This is a genomic window from Dyadobacter sp. CY326 (genome assembly GCF_021390515.1).
Lineage (GTDB): Bacteria > Bacteroidota > Bacteroidia > Cytophagales > Spirosomataceae > Dyadobacter.
This window is the reverse complement of the sequence record NZ_JAJUXI010000005.1, coordinates 47,515-68,114: the sequence shown is the minus strand read 5'-3', so window position 1 is coordinate 68,114 and position 20,600 is coordinate 47,515. Positions and strand designations below refer to the sequence as shown.

19 protein-coding genes are annotated in these 20,600 nt (G+C 46.1%); 10 read left to right on the top strand and 9 right to left on the bottom strand.

What is annotated here, in order from left to right; translation table 11 throughout:
* Nucleotides 1–254: 254 nt before the first annotated feature.
* Nucleotides 255–1,079, top strand: a complete 825-nt coding sequence (locus LZG73_RS10920) for an SOS response-associated peptidase (protein ID WP_233848764.1) — start codon at nucleotides 255–257, stop codon at nucleotides 1,077–1,079.
* A gap of 272 nt (nucleotides 1,080–1,351) precedes the next feature.
* Here the strand turns inward: LZG73_RS10920 and uraH are convergent, their stop codons facing one another.
* The 4 genes from uraH to LZG73_RS10900 all read right to left on the bottom strand — a co-directional run bounded on the left by uraH (nucleotide 1,352) and on the right by LZG73_RS10900 (nucleotide 3,945).
* On the bottom strand, nucleotides 1,352–1,762 hold the full coding sequence (gene uraH / locus LZG73_RS10915) for a hydroxyisourate hydrolase (RefSeq protein WP_233848763.1): 411 nt from the start codon (nucleotides 1,760–1,762) through the stop codon (nucleotides 1,352–1,354).
* 11 nt (nucleotides 1,763–1,773) lie between these two features.
* Entirely contained in the window at nucleotides 1,774–2,307 is a 534-nt protein-coding gene (locus LZG73_RS10910) for a heme-binding protein (RefSeq protein WP_233848761.1), read from the bottom strand.
* A 61-nt stretch (nucleotides 2,308–2,368) separates the two neighbouring features.
* Nucleotides 2,369–2,965, bottom strand: a complete 597-nt coding sequence (locus LZG73_RS10905; RefSeq protein ID WP_233848760.1) for a Crp/Fnr family transcriptional regulator — start codon at nucleotides 2,963–2,965, stop codon at nucleotides 2,369–2,371.
* A gap of 155 nt (nucleotides 2,966–3,120) precedes the next feature.
* Complete coding sequence (locus tag LZG73_RS10900) at nucleotides 3,121–3,945, bottom strand: XRE family transcriptional regulator (RefSeq protein ID WP_233848754.1); 825 nt, start codon at nucleotides 3,943–3,945, stop codon at nucleotides 3,121–3,123.
* 70 nt (nucleotides 3,946–4,015) lie between these two features.
* Here LZG73_RS10900 and LZG73_RS10895 point away from each other — a divergent pair, with 70 nt between their 5' ends.
* The 4 genes from LZG73_RS10895 to LZG73_RS10880 are packed head-to-tail and all read left to right on the top strand — an operon-like array spanning nucleotide 4,016 to nucleotide 9,998.
* Nucleotides 4,016–4,753, top strand: a complete 738-nt coding sequence (locus LZG73_RS10895) for an ImuA family protein (protein ID WP_233848752.1) — start codon at nucleotides 4,016–4,018, stop codon at nucleotides 4,751–4,753.
* Between the two features lie 3 nt (nucleotides 4,754–4,756).
* Nucleotides 4,757–6,256 carry a DNA polymerase Y family protein gene (locus LZG73_RS10890; RefSeq protein WP_233848750.1) on the top strand — a complete coding sequence of 500 codons (1,500 nt, stop codon included), beginning with the start codon at nucleotides 4,757–4,759 and terminating at the stop codon, nucleotides 6,254–6,256.
* 19 nt (nucleotides 6,257–6,275) lie between these two features.
* Nucleotides 6,276–9,509 (top strand): error-prone DNA polymerase, encoded by a 3,234-nt coding sequence (locus LZG73_RS10885; protein ID WP_233848748.1) that lies wholly within the window; start codon nucleotides 6,276–6,278, stop codon nucleotides 9,507–9,509.
* 12 nt (nucleotides 9,510–9,521) lie between these two features.
* A complete protein-coding gene (locus LZG73_RS10880; protein WP_233848746.1) occupies nucleotides 9,522–9,998 on the top strand; it encodes a hypothetical protein in 477 nt (158 codons plus the stop codon).
* A 375-nt stretch (nucleotides 9,999–10,373) separates the two neighbouring features.
* On the opposite strand, the gene LZG73_RS10875 is transcribed toward LZG73_RS10880, so the two are convergent.
* From LZG73_RS10875 to LZG73_RS10860, 4 genes are all read right to left on the bottom strand, one after another.
* Nucleotides 10,374–11,441 carry a cytochrome-c peroxidase gene (locus tag LZG73_RS10875; protein WP_233848745.1) on the bottom strand — a complete coding sequence of 356 codons (1,068 nt, stop codon included), beginning with the start codon at nucleotides 11,439–11,441 and terminating at the stop codon, nucleotides 10,374–10,376.
* A 14-nt stretch (nucleotides 11,442–11,455) separates the two neighbouring features.
* Nucleotides 11,456–12,175, bottom strand: coding sequence for a TonB-dependent receptor domain-containing protein (locus tag LZG73_RS10870; RefSeq protein WP_233848744.1), 720 nt, complete (start codon nucleotides 12,173–12,175; stop codon nucleotides 11,456–11,458).
* A gap of 81 nt (nucleotides 12,176–12,256) precedes the next feature.
* On the bottom strand, nucleotides 12,257–13,282 hold the full coding sequence (locus LZG73_RS10865; protein WP_233848741.1) for a sugar phosphate isomerase/epimerase: 1,026 nt from the start codon (nucleotides 13,280–13,282) through the stop codon (nucleotides 12,257–12,259).
* Between the two features lie 11 nt (nucleotides 13,283–13,293).
* On the bottom strand, nucleotides 13,294–16,014 hold the full coding sequence (locus LZG73_RS10860) for a PQQ-dependent sugar dehydrogenase (protein ID WP_233848739.1): 2,721 nt from the start codon (nucleotides 16,012–16,014) through the stop codon (nucleotides 13,294–13,296).
* Nucleotides 16,015–16,151: 137 nt separating this feature from the next.
* Here LZG73_RS10860 and LZG73_RS10855 point away from each other — a divergent pair, with 137 nt between their 5' ends.
* Nucleotides 16,152–16,916: an NrtR DNA-binding winged helix domain-containing protein gene (locus tag LZG73_RS10855; RefSeq protein WP_233848737.1), complete on the top strand. Its 765-nt coding sequence runs from the start codon at nucleotides 16,152–16,154 to the stop codon at nucleotides 16,914–16,916.
* 474 nt (nucleotides 16,917–17,390) lie between these two features.
* Here the strand turns inward: LZG73_RS10855 and LZG73_RS10850 are convergent, their stop codons facing one another.
* Nucleotides 17,391–17,732 (bottom strand): helix-turn-helix domain-containing protein, encoded by a 342-nt coding sequence (locus LZG73_RS10850; RefSeq protein ID WP_233848735.1) that lies wholly within the window; start codon nucleotides 17,730–17,732, stop codon nucleotides 17,391–17,393.
* A gap of 69 nt (nucleotides 17,733–17,801) precedes the next feature.
* Here LZG73_RS10850 and LZG73_RS10845 point away from each other — a divergent pair, with 69 nt between their 5' ends.
* The 4 genes from LZG73_RS10845 to LZG73_RS10830 all read left to right on the top strand — a co-directional run bounded on the left by LZG73_RS10845 (nucleotide 17,802) and on the right by LZG73_RS10830 (nucleotide 20,554).
* Entirely contained in the window at nucleotides 17,802–18,704 is a 903-nt protein-coding gene (locus LZG73_RS10845) for an SDR family oxidoreductase (RefSeq protein ID WP_233848734.1), read from the top strand.
* Nucleotides 18,705–18,952: 248 nt separating this feature from the next.
* On the top strand, nucleotides 18,953–19,531 hold the full coding sequence (locus LZG73_RS10840) for a Crp/Fnr family transcriptional regulator (RefSeq protein WP_233848731.1): 579 nt from the start codon (nucleotides 18,953–18,955) through the stop codon (nucleotides 19,529–19,531).
* Nucleotides 19,532–19,608: 77 nt separating this feature from the next.
* On the top strand, nucleotides 19,609–19,998 hold the full coding sequence (locus LZG73_RS10835) for a DUF4267 domain-containing protein (protein ID WP_233848730.1): 390 nt from the start codon (nucleotides 19,609–19,611) through the stop codon (nucleotides 19,996–19,998).
* A gap of 49 nt (nucleotides 19,999–20,047) precedes the next feature.
* Complete coding sequence (locus tag LZG73_RS10830) at nucleotides 20,048–20,554, top strand: cupin domain-containing protein (RefSeq protein ID WP_233848727.1); 507 nt, start codon at nucleotides 20,048–20,050, stop codon at nucleotides 20,552–20,554.
* Nucleotides 20,555–20,600 lie beyond the last annotated feature (46 nt).

The following is a 20,600-nucleotide window of genomic DNA, read 5'->3' as shown; positions in this document are numbered from 1 at the left end:
ATTTAATGTTATGTTTAACGCGGACGTTTTTCAGGTTACGGTAGCCCAGCAAGTCCTGGACATATCGGTTCGTAACGCCAATGACCGGGTTCTATTTATTGTAAGATTCCCCGATAAGCGTCCCGAGCTGGTTTTGACTAGGCTTATGAATCTTTACAACAAAAAGGTATGGACATCGATTCCCAAGGGGCGCATGTCGGAAGCTCAGTTAATCGGGCCTGAAATAGTGAGACATTTTAAAAGCTTGAAGTGATATGTGTGTTTACAACGGACAGAGAGTAACCAAGGTCGAATTTATAGAATTGAAGAAGTTGGAAAAGGCTATCAAGGACATTGATGCTCTGAAAAGACCGGTTGTAAATGCAATCGAATGCGCCCCGCTAGCAGTTATAAAGCCAACAGCTGATAAAACCAATTTTGATATTGTGACAATGGAATGGAGCTTTCTGCCAACGAACGTACGAAACAGGACCCACGCGAAAGAATTCCGAAAAAAATATGATACCGAAAATGCGAAAGGGGAGGAGTTGCTATTAATCGATGAAAAAGGCAAAGAGAAAATGTTTCGCAGGTCGGCACTTGAAGGGCGGTGCTTAATCATTTCTGATCGGTATTACGAGTGGCGGCATATTTACAGGAAAAATAAACGAACTGGTGAAAACCTTAAAACCCCCGATAAGTATCCCTACCAGATAATGGTTAAAGACCGGCCATACTTTTACATAGCTGGTGTGTATAACAACTGGACGGACCAGGATACCGGAGAGAATGTTGATACAATCGCAATGGTCACAACCGCTGCAAACGAGCTGGCCGCCAAAGTTCATAACTCCAAAGAGCGTATGCCAACGATCCTTCCTGATGATTTGGCATGGGAATGGGCAATGCAGGATCTTACCGAGCAGCGCATAACACAGCTGGCGACCTACCAATTGCCGCACGAGCTGATGGTAGCTGAGACTATCAATAAAAAGTTCCAGAAAAACCCAACAGAACTGCCATACCTGGTAAGCTATCCTGAAATTGAGAAGTTAGATAATCCGGGTTTGTTTAAACCGGCCCAAATGGCATTGTTTTAGGTAATCTTCAAACGATCGTATCTAAGTGAACATCCATGCACTAAAAGAACACGGATGTTAATTTTGGGCTAACGCCTTGTTTCAAACGTTTTAATAGCAGCTTTTAACAGCTGTTAGCTAGATCCTGATTATACACTTTACATAGCTCTGAGTGGGGCGAGTGATTTTCTGTTCTTTAAGTTATGCACTTGCCAGGGCAACTAATTTGCAATACTGATATTGTCTCCCATTACGTTCTATTCCATTTTTTAGGAAATATTGGTAAATCTGGCTCAATTACCCCGGTATGTAGAGTAACCGTATGCCGAAAGCGTGATTGGTACGTGATAGTGCTTACTATCTTTAATTTCAAAGACAACTTCAATAAAGGGATAAAAACTCTCTATGTTTTGACTTTTAAAATAGTCTGCTGTTAGGTAGGTCAATTTGTAAATCCCTTCATTACCAGATTTTTCAGAATTTAGAAAGTCTGAGATTCGGCCATTGGCATCTGTTACCTTTTCGTCTATGACCGACCACGTTTTTTTGTCTGTGTCCATTTTTTCAAGTCGGATGGGTACGCCTGATGCCGGTATGCCCTGGGAAATGTCCAGGATATGACTTGATAACTGAAACGTTTTCGACTGCGAGTGTGCTATCGTAGTGATTAGGACAAGACCTAGCGTAAGAAGTAAGTTTCTCATCTGTTTTGAGGTTAATTAAGTTTTGTTAGTATTCCTGCCTGCTGAATGCTGGCAGATTTTGCAATCAAATCATCATTCTCAGGGCTACCGCCTCCTGCGACGCCAATGGCTCCAATCAGCTTACCATCAAACCAAAGGGGACAGCCACCACCCAGCAGCAGAAGTTCTGGCAGATTTGCTAGATTTTCAGCATCAGGATTGGACCTGGTATTTCGGGATAAAGCCAGGGTGGGGGTTCTGGTCGAGACCGCAGTATACGCCTTTCGCCTGGATGCTTCCGTATTGTGGGGCCCGACACTTTCCGGGCGGCTGATGAGAATAACCTGACCGGCTGCATCCAGAATTGAGATGGTTACTGATTTGCCCAAATCACTTGCGCAAACTCTGGCCTGTTTAACCAGTGCTACGGCAGCGTCTAGCGTTAATTGATAGGTGGGATTAAGATAGCTGCTTATTTGGGTATCGACCTGTTTGCCGGGATTGACAGCCTGAGCAATCAAAGCAGTTGGAAGTAAGAGAAGCGATATTAACAGTTTGATTTTCATTGAATTTTTTTACAAAACTACAATGCGGATCTCCCGTAAGTGTTGACTTATGTCAACGTTTTCATAGCCTTGATTTTGCCCGGCTTAGTGTAGATGGGGATATCCCAAGGTAGGAAGCCGCCATCTTGTTGGACACCCGTAGCAGAAAATTAGGCTGTGACTCGATGACCCATTTTACTTTTTCCAATGCGTCAAATCCCTGAAAGCCATAGATGCGCTTTTGAGCATTAACAAACCCTAATTCGAGTATTTCCCTATAAATGTGACTGAACTCGGTGGTTGTGTCAACAAGCTGGAGAAAGTCCTTCCGAGAAATAGCCAGTAGCTCGGACTTCTCAATGGCCTGCAGATACTCTAATGCGGGCTTCTGGTCTATGAAACTAGGAAGAGCAGTTGCAAACATGCCTTCAAAGGCAAAGTAGCGGGAAGTCTCAATTCCAGCCTTGTTTACCGTAAAGAGCCGAAGACAGCCTGTATTAATAAAATAATACGTTCTGCAAACCTCATTATAATTTAAAAGGATTTGGTTGCGGGAAACTTTGACGGGCTGAAAACACGAAAAGATCCCTTGTAATTTTTGTTCATCAATCTTGAATCTACCCACTAGATAAGACGCCAGAGGCTGATATGCAGCTTGTAGAGTGTTTATAAACTGCATTGTTAGGATAGCGTTATCAGAAAAAGTAATGTTGTTGTTTACAGGTACTATTCTTTACAAAGCTAGTTTAAATAGGTAAATATGAGAAGGAAATAAGATTAGCTGGCCAATATATTATCATCTTCTTAGACACCACCTTAGCACCCGGTAACACGTTATAAAGAGCCACCCACTTTTTCTTCCACAATTTTCATCCGCTCTAATATTTCATTGACAGTCTGGGCAATATGTTGCATCTGAGAAACAGGCTTTGGCAAGTCCTTGGATTGATAGCTGTGGTATTTCCAGATCTCTAACACATCACTGGCCACAACCTGATAAGGTTCGTACAATTGGTTGAGTGATTCTAAAAGCACTGTTTTATTGACCGGATCAACAGTGAGCCTTTTGAAGACAAAATCCTGCTCACCCCGCAGCATGGCAATGCATAATGTGCCAGGTTTTAACTGTGTCCAGTCTTCCACAAATTGACAGATCACATCAGCGCCTTCGGGAAGTGGCAGCATAGAATCACCAATGGTAGGAAACATCCGGAAGGTGCCGCCAGCAGGAAGGTTAGGCATAGAAAACTTGGGAAGCTTAGCAATGAAGTCAGGGTCAGCATACCCATGACGGTAACCCGCCTTAGCCTTGATGGGCACATACTCGACATTTTCTTTACTTGTCTGATCCGTTGAAATAGCCAGTACCCGCAAATTGCTACCAGTAATATAAATATCACTTCCGGATTCCAGCTCGCGCAGCTTTAATTCCGAAATTTTTGTGAGGTCTACACGAAAAAGTGTGTCAATGCTGATATGAAAGAAATCTGAAAATTTCATCAAGTCAGCTGCCGTCGGATTTTCTGTCCTGCCAGCTTCTAGAGAAGCCAGCTTAACGCGGGTTAAACCCAGTTTTTGTGAAAAATCTTCTTGTGTGAGCCGCTTGCGGTCTCGCAAAAAACGGATGTTGGTATGGAAAAAAAGTTTTGCGCTTGTCATGGCATATTGTTATTATTGAAATCACATCTTTGGTATTAATAATATCAAAGCTAAAAATAAATGGTATGATATGGAAACTGCAAATGATAAAAATGAGCTGGTGGCAAGGCTAAGAGCCCAAATTCTTTCTCTGCAGGGCGTGCGCGTGGCATCCCATCATAAACAAATCGGAACAGGGCTTGGGCCCATTCAGGCCGCCTTCCCCCAAGGCGCGTTCCCGGTTGGGGCTATGCATGAATTTATCAGCACCGATCAGGGACAATCCGCAGCAACAAGCGGTTTTATGGCTGCACTTGCCGGCTTTTTGATGAAGCAGGACGGCATCTGTCTCTGGGTCGGAATGCATCGCACTGTTTTCCCACCGGCTTTAAGTTTTTTTGGTGTAGCGCCTGAAAGGGTCATATTCATAGATGTGAAAAAAGAGCGTGACCTTTTGTGGATGATCGAAGAGGGGCTTCGTTGCCAGGCTCTTTCGGCAGTAATAGGTCAGGTGCAGGAAATCGGCCTGACGGCCTCCCGAAGGCTTCAACTTGCCTGCGAGCAGAGCAACGTAACCGGGCTTTTGCACCGGATAAATCCACGAAGTATGAACCCGGTCGCCGCTGTTTGCCGGTGGCAGATCAGTCCCTTGCCAACTGAGGGGCAAGCGGAGCTACCGGGCATAGGGCATCCGCGCTGGAACGTGCAGCTTCTAAAAATCCGCAATGGCCACCCTGGCAGCTGGCAGGTGCAGTGGGATAACCAGAATTTGAAATCCATCAGAACGCAGGATAGCCCGGGTAAGGGCCAGCTGCTCCAAGCAGGGTAGGGGATGGCACGCTATGTATCCATATGGTTTCCTCATTTAACCACTGACAGACTTGTGCTCAAACGGCCCGAGCTTGCAGGCACTTCATTTGTTTTGGCTTCGCCAAGCCGCGGCCGTGTTGTCGTTAAAGCAGCCAGTCCCCAGGCCCAGGCCAGCGGGATTGTGGAAGGCATGGTAGCAGCGGATGCACGCGCTGTGCTGCCATCATTAGAGGTCATTGAAGATGATGCAGAACTGGCTGAAAAACTGTTAAATGCCCTTGCAAAATGGACGCTGCGCTATACGCCACTTGCAGCGATTGACCTTGATGACGGATTGATTTTAGATGCGACCGGGTGCACGCATTTATGGGGCGGTGAAATGGCTTACCTGAAAGATATTGTCGCGCGCCTGAAAGGTAGTGGTTATGATGTAAGGGCAGCTATGGCAGATACCATAGCTGCCGCTTGGGCGGTTTGCCGCTTTGGTAAATCCCAGCGTATTGTTGCGCCTGGCGCCCAGCTGGATGCACTGCTTCCCTTACCGCCGACCGCGCTGCGGTTAGACCCGATCACCGTAGACAAGATGTACAAGCTTGGGTTTTACCAGATTAAAAGCTTTGTTTATATGGCGCCATCTGTGCTTAGAAGGCGTTTTGGACAGGCGCTTTTAGATAGGCTGGGGCAGGCGCTTGGACATGTCCATGAAGGCTTTGCGCCGATCCACCCCCCGGAGCCATTTGCCGAACGCTTGCCTTGCCTGGAACCCATCCGTACAGCCCCTGGCATTGAGATTGCCCTTCAAAAGCTGCTGGAAATGCTTTGCAGCCGCCTTGTAAAAGAAGGGCAGGGGGTACGTAAAGTGATACTGAAATGTTACCGGATTGATGGTGAGATGAGGCAGGTAGAAATCGGAACCAGTTTTGCCAGTTGCAGCACCGGGCATTTGTTCAAACTTTTCGAGCTAAAAATCCCGACCATTGAGCCTGCACTGGGTATTGAGCTTTTCGTTCTGGAAGCACCGGTGGTAGAACCTCTTGGAGAGCAGCAAGACCAGCTCTTTAACGTTGGTGCGGCAAACAAATGGGTAGAAATTGCAGAGCTGCTTGATCGACTGGTAGCAAGGGCAGGCCCGGATATCAGCCACCGCTACCTGCCTGCTCAGCATTACTGGCCAGAGCGCTGCACCCTGGAAGCAGCCTCTTTGAAAGAGCAGCCACAGACTCCCTGGCGGACAGACCGGCCCAGGCCGGTGCACCTATTACAAGAACCGCAGAAGGTAGAGGTCTCTGCACCGGTCCCGGATTACCCGCCCATGCTTTTCCGCTACCAGGGCGAAGTCCACAAGATAACAAGGGCAGATGGACCTGAGCGTATTGAACAGGAATGGTGGATCCAGCAAGGGCTTCACCGTGATTACTACACCGTCGAAGATGAATCAGGGGCCCGCTTCTGGATATTTCGGCTCGGGCACTACCAGGATGATAACAAGCCTGAGTGGTTCATACACGGTTATTTCGCATGAGTCATTAATAAAATAAGTCATGGGCTACACTGAGTTACAGGTAACGACAAATTTCAGCTTTCTGCGGGGCGGCTCGCACCCGGAGGAACTGGTGGAATATGCATGCGCAATAGGCTACAAGAAAATAGCCATCACTGATCGGAACACACTGGCCGGGATTGTGCGCGCCCATGCAGCGGCGCGTGAGAAAGATATCCAGATCATTCCGGCAGCGCGGCTTGATTTGATTGATGGCCCGAGCCTTCTTGCATACCCGACAGACAAGGATGCTTACGCGAGGCTGTCAGGACTACTTTCAACGGGAAATCTGCGCACAGAAAAAGGCAAATGCACGCTTTTCCGAAGGGATGTATATGCCAGCTGTGAAGGGATCATATTCATTGCCGTTGCCCCTGATGAGCTTAATGCTGATTTTGATTTTGAACCTGGCTTTGAAAGAGCGCTTAAAGATTACCGGGCCGCCCTGGGTGATCAGCTCTATATTTCGGCCAGTCGGGGTTACCTGGGCAATGATGCTAAAAAGCTTTACCGCCTTTCACAAATCGCTGAACGGCTCAATATCCCGCTTGTTGCCACCAACGATGTACATTATCACCATCCCGAGAGAAGGCAGTTGCAGGACATTTTGACCTGTATCCGTGAAAAGTGTACCATCTATAATGCCGGTTTTTTGCTACATCAAAATGCAGAGCGGTACCTCAAACCCGAAAAGGAGATGCTGCGCCTGTTCAGGGCTTTTCCCGATGCAGTGCGACGCTCCCAGCAGATCGCCGATGCATGCCAGTTTACGCTGGATAGTTTAAAATATGTATACCCGGAAGAGATCACCAGCCAGGGCCGCAGCCCGCAGGAAGAACTCACATTTTTAGCATGGAAAGGTGCCAGTGATTTCTATGGTGACCCGCTGCCAGAAAAGGTAGTAAATGCCATTAATCATGAAATGAAGTTTATTGCCGAGATGGATTATGCTGCGTATTTTTTGACAGTCTATGATATCGTCCGGTTTGCAAGACAGGAGGGCATATTGTGCCAAGGGCGCGGCTCGGCGGCCAACTCAACGGTTTGTTTTTGTTTAGGCATCACCAGCGTCGATCCCACCAAATTCGATTTGCTGTTTGAGCGCTTTATCTCATCAGCACGAAACGAGCCGCCTGATATCGACGTAGACTTTGAGCATGAGCGCCGCGAGGAAGTCATCCAGTACATTTATGAAAAGTATGGACGTGACCGTTCAGCGATTGTCGCCACTGTGACCCAGCAGCACCAAAAAGGGGCAATCCGTGATGTGGCCAAAGCCATGGGCATGTCAGTCGATGCTATCAACCGGCTGTCTGGCTCGATCTGGGAGTTTACCGACGAATGGTTTGAAGGCAAGCGGATTACTGAGCAAGGCTTTGATGCCGATGACCCGCACCTGGTCAAGGTGCTGGACCTGACACGGCAGTTCATGGGATTTCCCCGCCAGCTGGGCCAGCATACGGGCGGCTTTGTGATCACCCAGGGCAAGATCACCGATCTGTGCCCGATCCTGAATGCCAGGATGCCTGGCCGCACCAATATTGAATGGAACAAGGACGATATTGATACGCTTGGCTTCTTAAAAATCGATGTGTTGGCGCTGGGGATGCTAACCTGCATCCGAAAAGCGTTTGACTTGGCCAAGGAGCATTACAGCCTTTCGCTAACACTGGCCAATGTGCCGCAGGATGACCCGGTGGTTTATGATATGATCGGACACGCTGATACCATTGGCGTATTCCAGATCGAAAGCCGCGCCCAGCAGTCCATGCTACCGCGCATGAAGCCCAAGGACTTTTATGATTTGGTCATTGAGGTAGCTATTGTAAGACCGGGCCCGATCCAGGGCGATATGGTGCACCCCTACCTGCGGCGGCGCAACGGAGAAGAAGCCGTCGAGTACCCTTCCAAAGAGCTGGAAGCAATCCTGGGACGGACGCTGGGCGTACCGCTGTTTCAGGAGCAGGCGATGAAAATAGCCATTGTGGCCGCAGGCTTTACGCCGGCAGAAGCTGACAAATTACGCCGGAGCATGGCAACCTTTAAATTAAGCGGGATGGTCTCGCAATTTGAAAAGAAGCTAATTGACGGTATGACTTCCAGGGGGTATTCGGAAGACTATGCAAAAAGGATATTTCGGCAGCTCGAAGGATTTGGAAGTTATGGTTTTCCCGAAAGCCATGCAGCCAGTTTCGCCCTTCTTGTATATGTTTCCTGCTGGCTCAAATGCTATTACCCTGATGTTTTTGCAGCTGCGCTGCTTAACAGCATGCCAATGGGTTTTTACCAACCTGCACAGATCATCATTGATGCGCGCAAACATGGTGTCGTTGTCAAGCCGGTTGACGTAAATCTATCTTTTTGGGACAACATGCTTGAACCAGCCGAAGGGAAATATAAAGTGATCAGGCTGGGTTTCCGGCAGGTAAAAGGGATCAGGCAGGATGAAATGGAGCTGCTTGTCGCAGCCAGGAGTCAACCCTATGCGTCCATCCACCTGGTGCGCGACGCGGGTGTATCACAGGGCGCTATTGAAAAGCTTGCCGATGCCGATGCATTCGGCTCCATGGGACTTGACCGGAGGCGGGCTATGTGGGAGGCGACCGCACTAGCAGACAGGCCTTTTGGGCTTTTTACCGGTCAGGAGTCGCAAAGCACATTCGAGCAACCAGTCCAGCTTCCAAAGCTAACCCCAGCTGAGCATGTCGTGCAGGATTATGCTTCTACTTCCCTTTCGCTTAAAGCCCACCCAGTGAGTTTCGTCCGGCAGCAGCTTCTGGACAGGCGAGTTGTTGCTACGCAGGATCTTTCCAGCCGTAAACCGGGTACAATCGTCCGGGTGGCCGGCCTGGTGCTGGTCAGGCAAAGACCGGGGACAGCTGGTGGGGTTTGCTTTATTACCATTGAGGACGAGACAGGCGTAGCCAACCTAGTCGTCTTTCAACACCTTTTTGAAAAGTACCGCAAGGAAGTTCTTGGCGCGCGCCTTTTAATGGTGGAAGGCAAATTACAGATCGAAGGTGAAGTCGTCCATGTGATTGTACGTCATTGCTATGATATGTCTCCACTCCTTCGTGAACTGAATGTGGCCAGTGGCGCAGATCCAGACGTTCAAACACTTTCGCGTGCGGATGAAAAAGATGAATACGCATCTGCGGCAGTAAACAAAAAAACGCAGGTAAGAAAGAAAGACGTTCAACTCGAAATCTTCCCATCGGGGCGGAATTTCAAATAAACAGACCAGTGTATGACTGCATCTTATAACCCATTTTTAGTACTGGACAAGCCTTATCTCAAAGCGCTGCTAAGTAGCGGAAAATACTTTATCGTCCTACAACGCTTTAATTGGCCTGGCTTGCAAGAAGGCCAGGCTTTTATAGCGACTCCTTATCAAGATCAGAAGGCCGCGCAAAAACACGCAAAGAAGCTGACTGCCCAGGAAGGGCGGATGCTGGACGTGCGTACTGAGCATGATAAGTTTAGCAAGCTCTTCAATGACCCTAGGTATGTTGTTTTTGTTAGCAAGTTTAAAGAAGGAGATTGGCAATCGAGAGTTATAAAGCACTATCAAAAGAATATTCACTCTTTTCTAACTGCTAACACTGGTATTGCGCTAGATGAAAAGATCAACATTGAGCTAACCTTTGAGGACGGGCACCTAATGGCCCATGTCATATCAAATGGGGAGCAGTATCATTGGGAGGCCTGCAAGCTGATTGAGTAATATACAGGCAGCATCTAATCAAATTTCATGTGATCGATTTCGGTTGTCGAGAATGCTACATGTAAAGTCTGTCGGAGTTGTATAGACTTAGGATGCATTTAAGCTGCATAACAGAGCTGTATAATGGGGATAGTCAATAGAGTTGCATTGGTTGAACAATTTGGGTTGTCGCGAATACTACATGTAAGGTTTTCAAAAAGTCGACCGGCTTTCCTGGTAGCAGCTGACCCACGTTAACAAGTTGAAGTTGATATTGTCTCTTCGCATGCAAAAAGCGGACATTTTAGAGTGCGCAGAAACGGTCGTTTTTCCGTAAAATCACTAATGCATTCCATTTCGTTAATTTTGCCTGTTTACTAGTTTTAGGACAGACTTTTAGTTCGTATAACTTCGACCTCCCACAACTAAATCAGCTTTCTCGTTCTTTGTCAGCGCTAGTTGCTTCCCACCGCTTTCGTTAGAAATGTCTTGCAGGAAAGCACTGAGCGTCGGGCTTTGCCTGATTTGCTCGCTATAATGGTCGAGAACCTGCTCAATGGTTGTGAAACGACCGTCGTGCATGTAAGGAGCAGTGAGCAAGATGTTGCTGAGTGTCGGAACGCGGAACCTGGCCCGGTCAGAATTTTGCCCGGTAAACTGCTCTCTGCCAATGTCAGTGGCTGCGCTGTCCAGACCGTTGTTATGAAAAAGCTCTTTGAAGGTTTTTACCCCGCCATGGCAATGGCCGCAGTTGGCGCCACGGATACCGCGCTTAGGATCTGGGCCATTTTCGAACAGTTGTAAACCTCTTAACTCCTGAGCAGTCGGCTGGTAAGTGCCGGCCAAATACTGATCATATTCCGAGCCCGCTGAGATCAGTGTCCTTTCAAATTGGGAAAGTGCTTTTAGGATTTTGTCTTCCGTAATTTCACTATTTCCTAATGCCTTTGTGAACTTTGGCGGATACAAAGCGGTGTTACTTAGCTTACGGGCTGATTCGCTGAGAGTTTGATTCATTTCATGAGGGTCTGTCAAAGGGGACTTTGCCTGATTTTCAAGCCCAGGCGAGCGCCCATCCCAGAAAAATTGCGGATCCAGCAGGTTAGCCAGCGACATGGAGCTTCTAGCCGTCAGGGAGCCATTAGTGCCGGTGCTGAACGCTTTCCCATCTCTGAAAGCCAGTTTTTGCTGATGGCAGCTTTCACAGGATATAGTGTTGTTAACCGATAAGGCTTTTTCATAAAACAGGAGCCATCCCAAATAAACACTTTCTTTCGTTGTAGGATTATCGGCCGGAATGACAAACGGCGAGCCGAAATTAGTTGGATATATCAAAACATACGGCTCCGAATTTCTACTTTGGAACCCTTGAATGAGTCCACAAGAAATGAAAACAGCGCAGCCCAGGAGGGTTTTGAACCAACCCGGGTTATTTTGTAAAACCGTTTTCAATATGTGTCTCATTAGTGCAATGCATCTTAAAAGTGACTGAACACCAAGTTCACAAAGAAATTGCACCCAGCTTCCGGGAAGCCTTCCACCAAGCTGTAATTGACATCAAAAACATTATTCAGGCCGGCTTCGGCAGAAATGAATTTGTAAAGCTTAACCGATGCCTTGGCATTGACCAGCGTGTAAGCTTTTGCCTGCGTACCATAGCTGGTGCTGTACCGGTCGCTATTATGTTCGACACTTGCCAGGATGTTGGCACGCTTTAAGAATGAATAATCCGCACATGCAAAGACTTTATGTTCGGGAACGTTCGTGAAAAGAATGGCCGGGTTGGCCTTGTTTTTCCTTTTGATAAAAGAGTAATTCGAACCAATGCTCAGCCCGGAAATGACCCGGTAATCCAAACCTGCTTCCGCACCATAGAAATGTGCTTTTCCGGCGTTTTGCAGTTGAAAACGTCCGGGCTGCACATTGTCAACTTGTTGAATGATGTCATTAATGTTGCTGTTAAAAACGCTCGCTTGCAGGCTGAGTTTGTCCGCAATTTTTCCGGAATAACTTAAATCAAAGTTCACCGCAGCTTCTGCGCCCAGGTCAGGGTTGGGAATGGCCTGGCCCATCCGGTAAGAATAGCGGTCGAAGTATGCAATTATCGCGAACAGAATTATAAAATCATTCCGGACGCAAAAGTAATCTGGCACATCCCGAGGAGCATTGGGATGAAATACAAGGCTGGTATGTACCATTAAACTTGGATACTCTAAGGCATCCACTTGTGGTTTTTAAAGATTAGCGCCAACTTTCGCAGCGGACTGAAAAAGAAGCTATTAACCCAGCTCTTCCAACACTTTTTGCAGGAGCGCTTTTGTGAGCCGAATTCCTTCTTCATTGGATGGCTTGGTGGTGTCGCCGCCCATGTCGCGCATAAGTCCGCCCTCGTATTCAATGCCCACATATCCGCCCGACCATCCCGACGCTTTAATGATCTTGAACATCTTGATAAAATCTGTTTCAAGATCATCGCCATTATCGCCGAATTTATGCGTTTTGGCACTGATCCCTTTTGCATAAGGCATCATTTTCTGAACGCCCTCATATCTGTCAAATTCTTTAACGCATTTGGTCGCCATTAATCCTTTCAGATCACGAGTTGCAGGCTCGCTCCTTTCGGCGCAAAAGTTGCCAAAGTCGGGGAGCAGGCCTTTGTTTTTGAAATTCAATTGCTTCATCACCCCTACGAGCCAGTCGGGATCGGTTGAAACGCCGAAATGGTTTTCCACGATTACATTAATTCCAGCTTTATCGGCAAATTCGAGCAGTTTTCCATATCCGTCCACCGCAGTTGTCGCGAGTTGGGCAGGTGTGCCTTCTTCTTTTTTTCCGGTCATCATGGCCATAGCATCGCCCAGGTTGACGCGAATGGCTGAACAGCCCAGGAATTTGGCGGCTTCCACCCAGGGATAGTGACTTTCAACGGCCTTTTTTCTAGCAGCATCGTCCAATGCGGTCAGGTTTTCGCCATCCACCATGATCAGGTGATTTTTCATTCCCAGATCATCACAGCGCTTCTTTAAGTCTTTCAGGTAAGTCTGGTCGGTGTGTTTATTGTTGAAAAAACCCGACACATATTCCAGCACATTGATATCAAATTCTTCTTTGGCCCTCGAAGGAAAGTCCATATTGGTCATTTTACCGGCGAAAAGTTCGGACGCGAAAGAGAATTCAGCCAGAGAAATCTCAAAAGTAAATTTGGCAGCTTGCTGGCCCGCAAAAAGCGAATCCATGGATGCTAGACTCAGCCCGGCACTCGCCAAACCGATCTGATTAAGAAATTGACGACGTGAATTGGACATATTATGGGGATTTATTTGGTTAAAAATGTAACTGAGAAAGGCACGAACAAAGCACCTTTCGCCTGATCGTTTTTGAAAACAAAATAGAGATCGTGAAAGCCTGTAACCGGCTCAATAGGAACCTTGAAGGGCACAGGTTTGGCTGCCGGACTGAAGACGTCTACCGCATCCGACGGTTCAACGAAAGTGGTTTTTCCTAATAGCGGACCATCCATGGAGCCGGTTCTAACTTCGACAATGCCTCCTGCTGAATTAAGCCTTTCTATTGGCGCGGCAATGATCATGCTCAGTTCGGATATTCCCGTGAGGTCAATTTGCCTGAATGTGGCCGAAGTGTTTGCAGCCATGACGATCAGCAGATTGGTTTCGCCCATTTTGAAGCGCATGAGTTGTTTGGAGGCATCATCTGCATTGCCGAACATTAATGTCGGGCTTCTTAGCGTCAGCGATTTCTCGGTCGTCTGCGCGGGCAGGCCTTTGGAACCATTATCGGTGTAACTAGCCAGGAATTTATAAATGCCTTTATTGGCATCACCGCCTTCGGGGATGTCGACGGTTGTTTGGCCCTGCGGCTGCAAATAAGTGGCAGGCTTTTTCTCATTTGCGAGGCTCAGAATGTATTTTACCATTTGCCCCGCTTCCGGTAAACCAATGCTGGGATGTGCCGACATGGCTGTTTCGCCCCAAACCCCCGCACCGCCTTTGATGATTTTGTCCGAAAGCATATCAACGGCTTGCGCATTGGATTTGTATTTGGCGGCAACTTCTTTAAATGATGGGCCTATCGATTTCTTGTCCTGAAAATGACACGCTTTACAATCGCTTTTTTCAATAAGCGTTTTTCCGGCGGTGAATGTTACCGGCGCTTCCTGATGTCCTGCGGCTGTTTTTGGCTGATCTTCCGCGTCCTGGTAAGCCGCTGTGATCTTCACTTTTGAAGCCGCAATGCGTTTGCTTTCCAGACTTCCGTCTTCCTTATCTGATACATTAACCTGATATTGAATTGGTTTGCCAGGGAAAAAGAATGTTTTGTTGCCGGAAACCAGATTGAGTGTAACCTCCGGCGGCTCATTTCCAGCCTTAATGGTCAATGTTTGCGAACCCTTTGAACCATGGGTGTCGGTGACGGTTAACATTGCCTGATATACACCTGCTTTTCTGAATGTATAAGCCGGATTCTTTGTTTTTAAAATGATCGGTGCGACACCATTGGGCCCTGTGATTTTCCATTGATATTGCAGGGAATCCTTGTCAAAATCTGTCGTTCCGTCGGAAGAAAATTGCACGTTAAATGGCAATGCACCCGCATTTTTATCCGCATTAGCCACCACCGAGGGTTTGCGGTTGCCACCATTGTATTCGATCCGTACGAGCTTGGATTCCGGGTTGCCCATAAACCAGCCCTGGCCGTATTCCAGCACATATAAATCTCCATTCGGACCAAAAGCCATGTCGATAGGATGTTCCAGTTCCAGGTTGGGAAGGAAGCGTTCCATTTTTACATAATCGCCTTTCGGACTTAATGTAACGGCAATGATCCAGTCGCGCATCCACTCATAAATGAAGAGCTTTTTGTCATAATAAGTGGGGAAAGGGCGCTTTGCATTTTTAAACTGATCAACATAAAATACTGGCCCGGCCATCGCGCTTCGTCCGCCAGAGCCTAGCAGGGGAAATCTTTTGGTTTCAGCCGCGGGATACCAGATGAATGCTTTCTGAGCCGCAGGCAACTCGGTAAGGCCGGTGTTGTTTGGAGAATTATTAACTGGCTTCTCAGGATTAAATTTGTCGCCTGATTTTTTGGTTTCAAAGTCGTAATCCCAGTAAGCCTTATTATCCCCTACAAAATAAGGCCATCCGTAATTTCCCGCTTGCCTGGCTTGCCCAAACTCATCCTCTGCCGCCGGCCCAAAACCAGTGGAATCCCTTCCGGCGTCGGGCCCTACATCGCCCCAATACAGAAAATCTGTTTTAGGATCCACTGAAATGCGGTAAGGGTTGCGATGGCCCATGGTGTAAATTTCCGGTCGGGTTTTGGCTGCGTCTCTTGGGAAAAGATTGCCTTCCGGAATGCTGTAACTACCGTCTGCTTCCGGGTGGATCCGAATGATCTTGCCGCGCAGGTCCGCGGTGTTGGCAGAAGATTTTTGCGCATCAAAAGGACTTTTTCCAGGCCTTTCGTCAATGGGTGAATAGCCATCCGAAGCACGCGGACTGGTGTTGTCGCCGGTTGATAAATACAGATTTGCCTGCGCATCCCAATCAATGGAACCGCCAGTGTGACAGCAGTTATCGCGCTGTACAGGGATTTTCAGGATGATCTTCTTTGTGTTGAGATCCAGTATGTTGGCTTTCAGTTCGAAGCGTGTGAGAATGTTTTCCGGTACATTGCCAGCCGGGGAGTAGTAAAGATAAACCCAGTGATTTTTACTGAAATTCGGATCAATGTTCATTCCAAGTAAGCCATCTTCGGCCTCGGAGCCGTCCGTATATTTTGTGCTGACGGGAATTGTGGCGATCAATGTAGTTTTTTTGCTGGCCGGATTATACATTTTTACCACACCATGCCGCTCGATGAAGAGGACGCGTTCGTCGGGTAATACGGTCAATTCCAGCGGCTCGTTTAGATTTTCGGTCAGGACGACCTTTTGAAACCGGTTTTCTTCCGGAACCTGCGCCAGGACGATCCCTGTATTCATTAAAACCACAAGCACTTGTAGCAGTCTTTTCATAAGCATTATGAATATGGATATTTTAATATCAATTTTTATCTTTTTTATGTGTAAGATTTACGCAATGATAAATAAAAATAGTCAATGCGTATTATTCACACATTAAATTTATTTTTGAGACTTATTCAAATTCAATTATGGAGCGTTCGCTGAAAGAGCATTTCGAACAAACATTGCAGGAGGTTTCCATTGATTGTGCCATATTCGGGTTTCATGCCGGGGAGCTCAAAATATTGCTGTTAAGATGGAAAGGCACCGACGGATGGAGCTTGCCTGGCGGGCGCATTTACAAAGAGGAATCCACTGACGATGCCGCAAACCGGATTTTAAAGGAGCGGACGGGACTTACTGACATTTTTTTACAGCAATATTATACATTCGGAAATGCAAATCGGCTTACGCATCTCTCAAAGCAAGACTTGATGGAGTTGCTGGAATTGGCGTTAGGTAAGGATTATTTTCATGATAAAATCAACCGCAGGGTGGTTTCCATAGGATATTTCGCGCTGGTGGAATTTGATCAGGTGCAGGCAACGGCGGATTGGTATACGGATGAATTTCGCTGGTGGGAAATCCCCGATGTGCCGAAACTGCTTTTTGACCACAATGAAATGGTCGTGCGTGCCCTGCATGCATTGCGGCAGCAGATCAGGAACCAGCCGGTCGGCTATAACCTGCTTCCCGAAAAATTTACCATGCCTGAACTGCAAAGACTATACGAAACGATCCTCGATAAGCAGTTTGACAGACGTAATTTCCAGAAATTGTTAGTAAGTTACGACATTCTGGAAAAGCTCGACGAGAAGCGGACGGGCGGCGCGAACAAATCGCCATTTTTATATCGATTTAACAAATCAAAATATGAGAAGGCAATGATCGATGGCGTTTCCTTTGCTATGTAACCAGCACATTACTGGCTTATCTACACCTATTCGTTCAAGCTTGGGCTTCCATTCATTTCGGATTGATGTGGAGTAGTTGCACCAGGCACTCATAGCCATTGATCCGCGGCAGGCTGATGTCAATAAAGACAAAGCCAGGTGGGGTTGTCGATTTGCTGCTGAGTGATTGCAGACTTAATATGTAACCGCTATGGCTTTAAAATTTATACGGTGGTTTTTCTGTAAACTAAGTTTTTGAAATAGACTGCCTTTTTTCGGCGTAAATAGGTTAAAGTTTACAATATAGCTTCTATTGGACACCTTAATGTGTACTTGAGTAACGATCTACAAAACAGAGGCAAATGGCTGTTAGTGTAGCAACACACTCCGGTTCTATGAGGCTTTTGTAAGACTTCTGAGTGTTTTTAAAGAAATATGAAAGTCGCAGGAGCATTCAGCGCGGCTTCCGTTTAAATCGTTGAATGGAGTACCGGACTATTCCTGAGTGATTAAAAGATTTTGGTTCCCCCAGTTTGCAATTTCCTTAAATACTGCAACAAGACTATTGCTCTTTTCTGTAAGTGAATATTCCACCCTAGGTGGCATTTCTTTGTATTGTTGACGAACAACTAACCCATCACGTTCTAACTCCTTTAACTGTTCCGTAAGAACCTTCCTAGATATCGACGGGATTCGGACACTCAGTTCACCAAACCGTCTTGTACCTAAGGTCAGGTTGTACAAAATCAACGGTTTCCATTTTCCACCAATCACTTCCATAGTTGCCGTGATAGGGCAGTTTTTAAAGTCATATCGGCTATTTGCCTTAGTTACCATGATGTTACCAGTTTTTGCATTGTTACCTGTAAGTAACCAGTTACTTATGGAAACCAAATTAGTTTCTTTGTGAAACAAAACAAAAAAATTAACGCGAATATTGAGAATATGATTTTAGTAACAGGTGCTACCGGACATTTTGGAAGACTGACAATCAATCACTTATTGGCCAAAGGAGCTCATCCAAAAGAGATTACCGCACTGGCAAGAAACGTTGAGAAAGCGAACGATCTAAGAAAACTGGGAATAAAGATTGTCATTGCGGATTTTGATGATATTGCTGCTTTGAAGAATGCGCTAACTGGCGTAGACAAATTGTTGCTTGTGTCAGCGGTAGATTTGTCGAAACGCTATTTACAGCATGAAAATGTAATAGAGGCTGCCATTGCTGCAAAAGTAAAGCATATTATTTACACAAGCGGTGCCCGTAAAAGTGACGACCCAAATTCTTCTTTATATGCGTTTATGGAAGCTCATATAAAGACAGAACAGCTGCTTTACACGAGTGGGCTAGATTACACTATTTTACGAAACGGCTTGTACATGGAGCTGATCCCAGCTTTTATCGGAGATGTAATCAGTTCAAAAACAATCTATTTGCCTGCGCAGACTGGGGAAGTAGCAGTAGCCCTTCGCTCAGAAATGGCCGAAGCTGCTGCATCTGTTTTACTTTCAGGCGGACATGAAAAGAAAACATATAATCTCGTAAATACGAAAGCATATAGCTATAACGATGTCGCTGGGACCATTGCTGATATCACAAATGTGCACATTAAGTATGTCTCTCCAACAAAGGAAGACTTTTTAGATGCTTTGTTAAAGGCTGGAATTTCGATTCCCCAGGAATATGTTAACATCTTGATTGGGCAGGCAAATGGAGAAGCCGATCTAGTGAGCAAGGATCTGGTAAAACTCCTTGGTAGAGAGCCAACGATCCTGAAATCATATTTGGCGGAGCAGTACGCGATATAAAAATTCTTACTTTAACAGAATCTTTAAATAAACAGAAAGGATGAGTTTAAAATCTCATCCTTTCTGTTTTAAAAGTATTATGCAGTAAGTGTGTAGCAATAACCTGACGCAAGTTGATTTTCAGAGTAAATATGCCTCCATGCCATCCAGCTTGATTGAAAGTGAGTTATTCTGGCATGAGCGCGGCAAGGTCACGAAAGTAGTGGAGTTATAAATTCTCGGCCATTTTGAAAGCAGTACCATAACGAATGATAAGTAGCTTACTTGATAACATACAAAGCCTGATAACGCTAAGCGGGTCGGAAAGAGACATTGTAACTTCTCTATTTAAAGAAAAGACATACAAAAAGGGAGACTTCTTTTTATCGGAAGGACAAATTTGTAAGCATGTTGGATTTGTTCAAACGGGTTTGATGAGATACTACATTAATCACGATGGTGAAGAGAAGACTTATTCTTTCTCCCAAGAAGATCAATATGTTTGCAATTACGAGAGTTTTCTTCCTCAAAGCCCATCTTCGAAAATTATTCAGGCACTGGAAGACAGTCAAGTATTCGTGATTTCACATAGTGACCTGCAATTACTTTATGCCAGGGTCAGCCAAGGGGAGCGTTATGGCAGAATTGCAATTGAAGCTGTCTTTCTGCAAATGTTAAAGGATATCAATTCTTTTTACACAGAAAGTCCGCAGGCCCGTTATGAGCGGTTTTTAAAAAACCACGAGGACCTTCAACAAAGGGTTTCGCAATATCATATAGCTTCATTTGTTGGTGTAAAACCGCAATCTCTAAGTCGTATCCGTAAAAGAATTTTAAGTCAATGTTGATTTGTTAACCCAGGTGCATGAATGCCGGTAGGTGTCCTGATAGTTTTGTTTCATTATCAACATTGAAACAAGATACTATGACAACCAGAATTTCTTATGCTACCGCTTTGTTATTAGGCCTGGGAATGATCTTTCTCGGCGCCCGTTTCTTCATTTCTCCTGATGTAGCTACAACTGGTTACGGCATACATGTCAATTCACAGGGCGACTATTCATTTCATTACATCAAAGGAATCAGGGATATATTTTCTGGTCTTGTGATCTGCGTTTTTGTACTGCTCCGCGAAAGACGGGCTTTGGGCGTGACCTTATTAGCAGGAACCATGATCCCGGTGACCGACATGCTGATTGTGCTCAGCAAGAGCTATAACGGTGTTCTTCAAGCCCTGCCACATATTATTGCAACCCTAATTTGTTCTGTATTCGGGATTATTTTATTAGCAACTAAACGTCAGTTAAAATCCTGACATTGCTCAGACAAACAAATACTTTAAGTTTCATAAATAATAAACTCACATGGAAAATACAAAGCATGCACCCATCGCTGTAGACCCGGAAGGTGGCGAAATTTTATCAGTAGTAGGCGGCAACTATCGTGTTCTTATCTCTGGTAAGCAAACTAACGGGGCATTTGCAACGATCGAAATGCTCGTGCCCCCTAAAAATGGCCCGGGGCCGCATTCTCATGCAAATTTTTATGAGTCTTTCTTTATCCTTGAAGGCGAAGTTGAAGTCCATTCCGAAGCGGGGTCCTATACGGCAAAAAAGGATTCCTTTGTTGTTGTGCCCCAGGGAGGCATCGTACATTATTTTAAAAATGTCAGCGATAAGCTGGCTCGACTGCTTTGTATAGTTGTGCCTTCCGGATTGGAAGAATTTTTCGAAGAAATAGGCACGCCCGTAGCTTTTGGTGAGTTTATTCCGCCGCAGCCAATGGATACTGAGTCTATCAAACAAATACAGGCCATTGCACAAAAGCATGGACAGATACTATATCCACCCGACTTCCTTGAAAATAAATAGTCAACCCCGGGTCAAAGTCCCCCGGACAACGACTGCGGCGAACCTT